At 62.2% G+C, this 3,055-nt stretch carries 5 protein-coding genes; 1 reads left to right on the forward strand and 4 read right to left on the reverse strand.

Annotated elements, in window-relative coordinates:
• Positions 1-206: 206 nt before the first annotated feature.
• The 3 genes from NKJ06_RS34955 to NKJ06_RS34965 all read right to left on the reverse strand — a co-directional run bounded on the left by NKJ06_RS34955 (position 207) and on the right by NKJ06_RS34965 (position 1,792).
• Positions 207-599: a RidA family protein gene (locus tag NKJ06_RS34955; RefSeq protein ID WP_352635968.1), complete on the reverse strand. Its 393-nt coding sequence runs from the start codon at positions 597-599 to the stop codon at positions 207-209.
• Positions 600-943: 344 nt separating this feature from the next.
• Positions 944-1,408 (reverse strand): DUF6644 family protein, encoded by a 465-nt coding sequence (locus NKJ06_RS34960; RefSeq protein ID WP_352812477.1) that lies wholly within the window; start codon positions 1,406-1,408, stop codon positions 944-946.
• Positions 1,409-1,792, reverse strand: a complete 384-nt coding sequence (locus NKJ06_RS34965; RefSeq protein WP_352635972.1) for a DUF6152 family protein — start codon at positions 1,790-1,792, stop codon at positions 1,409-1,411.
• Between the two features lie 212 nt (positions 1,793-2,004).
• Here NKJ06_RS34965 and NKJ06_RS34970 point away from each other — a divergent pair, with 212 nt between their 5' ends.
• A complete protein-coding gene (locus tag NKJ06_RS34970; protein ID WP_352635974.1) occupies positions 2,005-2,325 on the forward strand; it encodes a DUF1476 domain-containing protein in 321 nt (106 codons plus the stop codon).
• Positions 2,326-2,332: 7 nt separating this feature from the next.
• Here the strand turns inward: NKJ06_RS34970 and NKJ06_RS34975 are convergent, their stop codons facing one another.
• On the reverse strand, positions 2,333-2,797 hold the full coding sequence (locus tag NKJ06_RS34975; RefSeq protein WP_352635975.1) for a cupin domain-containing protein: 465 nt from the start codon (positions 2,795-2,797) through the stop codon (positions 2,333-2,335).
• Positions 2,798-3,055: the final 258 nt, after the last annotated feature.

Genomic DNA, 3,055 nt, shown 5'->3' on the forward strand with positions numbered 1-3,055 from the left:
GCCCCCTCACCCCGCCTCCGCTGCGCTCGGCTGACCGCTCCCCGAGGGGAGAGGAGACCGGCATCGTCGGCGCCAAACTCTTCTCCCCGCCGGGGAGAAGGTGGCCGCGAAGCGGTCGGATGAGGGAGTCTTTTGCGAGAACCTCTGATTTCTGGGAGCTTATCCCGGCACCGGCGGAACGCCAGCGCCGACGCATGGTCCAGGCCTCAAGCCGTCGCCACGCACTCGATCTCGATATCGAACTCCATCGGCCATGACGCCACCGGCACGAAGGTCCGCGATGGCGGGTTTTCGGGAAAATGCCTGGCGTAGACGCGGTTGATGGCGTTGTAGAAGCCGCAATTGACGGCGTAGATGCGCACCATCACAACGTTCTCCAGTGAGGTGCCGGCCGCTTCCAGACAATGTTTCAGCGCCTTTAGCGACGCTTCGGTCTGGGTTTCGATGTCGCCCTTGACCAGCCTGCCGGTCGCGATATCGAGCGGCGGCGTGCCGGACACGAAGACCAGCCCGGCGGCTTTGGTCACCAGCGACAGCGGCACGCCCAGAGTGCGCACGGCCGCCGACAGCACCGGCACTTCGATGATTTCCTTCTTCATGGCAAATCTCCCTGAGCTTGCAGCAGGCTGCCGCTTTAGTTCTCATGAAGAGGACCCCCTAACCCTCCTCCCAAGGGCAGGGCTATCGCATGTGGATTCTTGCGAAGAAGGACCCCCACCCTAACCCCTCCCCACAAGGGGGAGGGAACGCTGCCGCGTGCCTTTAAATTCTTCTTTGGCGCCGAAAGACAGGCGATTTGCCTAGGTCAGCGCCAACGGAAGTCTCCGTCCCCCTTGTGGGGAGGGTTAGGGGTGGGTCCTCTTCGCAAAAAACTGTAGGTGACAACCCAGTGCTTCAGGGAGTTTATCCCGGCGCTGGCGGAAGGCCAGTGCCGGCGCTCGCTCTAATCAAAGAAACCGATGAACCGTCCGGCGAAAAGCACGGAAGTCCACAGCACAATCGAGAGCATGGCCAGGACGGTCCCGCCTGCCGGCTCGTCGTTGCCTGTTGCGCGACCGAAGCGCGTGAAGGCGAGGAAGTTGACGCCGGCAACAAGGATGAGTGCCATCTTGGCGAGGAAAATCGGCATTGCCGCATAGGTGCTTGCCTTCACTGAAAACAGCAGCGAGCCCGTGACGAGCGCGCCCGCGAACGCACCCAATGCAATGCGGCGCAGCAGCGCGACGAACGCCGCGTGCGGCAGCGAGCGGAAGGCGCCGCAGATCCTGAGGTCCATGAGAACGACACTGGTCAGCAGCACGCCGATCGACATGATGTGGAGCGCGTTGACCACGGGGTAGGCAACGAAGGAGGCCTTCAGCCACCGCGCCAGGGCGAGTTGCTCGATACCGGCGAGGAACTCCGCCATTCAAGCAGGTGGCACACGGTCGGGATAGACATCATACGTCTTCCCATTGACGATGATGCGCACCGCTTTCATGCGCTTTTCGGTCGCCTCGAGCGAGCGGTTGCCGATCGCGGTCACCTCGTCGCCGACCTTGGCAACCTCCTCCGTGAAGCCGGCGGCGATCGTGCGGGATGGCGGCGCCATCTCCACCCGCCAGGCCTCTCCCTCGGCGTCGACATCCAGCGTGGCATGCGGATTGCCGATATAGATGGCCGTGATCTTGCCCCTGAGTTCGAAAAACCCGTCCTGCGTCCACGACCAGCCATGATGGGCATAGGCCGCGGTGCCGGCGGCAAGCATCACGGCCGCCGTCAGCGCGACACCGCGAATTCCGTTGAACTGCATCGCTCGTCTCCTCGGTTTATCCAGAGGCATTCGAGAAGTAGGACACGGCAAGGCAAGGTCAAATCACATCGGGCGAAAGGCCGTGCCGCAAGGCGCCCACTCAATCACCGGCGACCCTGCCTTGCTAATGACATCCATGCCCGCCACTCTTGCCCGTCTTGGCCGCTTTCCCCCAGGCTGAAGACCGGACTCACATCAAAACGAGGCAAACCATGAGCAGCATGAGAGACCGTCAGGAAGGCTTCGAAAAGAAGTTTGCGATGGACGAGGAAACGAAGTTCAGGGCCATGGCGCGCCGTAACAAGCTGCTCGGCCTGTGGGCCGCCGAAAAGCTCGGCAAATCCGATGCGGACGCCGACGCCTATGCGAAGGAGGTTGTGCATGCGGACTTCGAAGAGGCCGGCGACAACGATGTGTTCCGCAAGGTGCGCGCCGATTTCGACGCGGCGGGCATCGCCCAGTCGGATGCTCAGATACGCACCGCCATGGAAGACCTGCTGGTGACCGCGGTCGAGCAGATCAGATCGACCTGAGCATCGCTCACCCCTGTCCCGGATACGCCGTGCCATCCTTGTGCAGAAAGCGTCCGTCGGAGCTTGGGCTCATCATGTCTATGTCGGAGCAGGTGATGACATCGTCCGGGTTGCGCGAGCCGACCTCCAGATAGAGCGCCGTCGTCGACGAGCGGTTGATCAGGTGATGGCCATTGCCGCTGTTCTTGGCGAAGGTCGCGCAGTCGCCTGCCCTGAGCAGCGTTTCGCCGCCATCCTCGACCAGCGTCAGCTCGCCCTCCAGCACAGTGACGAACTCGTCCTCATGGCTGTGCCAATGGCGCTGGCTGGACCATCCACCTGATGGCAGTGTCATCAGATTGACGCCGAAATCGGTGAGGCCGCCGGCGTCACCGAGACGGCGGCGTGTGCGGGTGACGCAGGGGGCATCGAAGGGTGCGGGGTAGCCGGAGCCTTTGCGGACAGGCACGGTGGATAGATCGACCTTGGGCATGGGTGTCTCGCTCGGGATTGATGGCCACAGTCTAATTCGTCGACCGTGAACTATCCGCAAGCCGTTGATCTGGCATGTTGATTGAGGCGGATAGCGGCTTTTGAATTGCAGGATTAGCGGTTTATGGGGGCTGTTTTCCTGCAATTCGTTTTGCGATTCCCTTGCGCTGCGGAGCGTGATTCACTTGGTTCGGCGGCGGCGAATCGAGGGACGGCGAATGTCCAGGCCACGCGAGAAGCGCGAGACGGGAAAACAGGA

Origin of the sequence: Mesorhizobium sp. M0293 (genome assembly GCF_040321735.1) — a bacterium.
GTDB lineage: Bacteria > Pseudomonadota > Alphaproteobacteria > Rhizobiales > Rhizobiaceae > Mesorhizobium.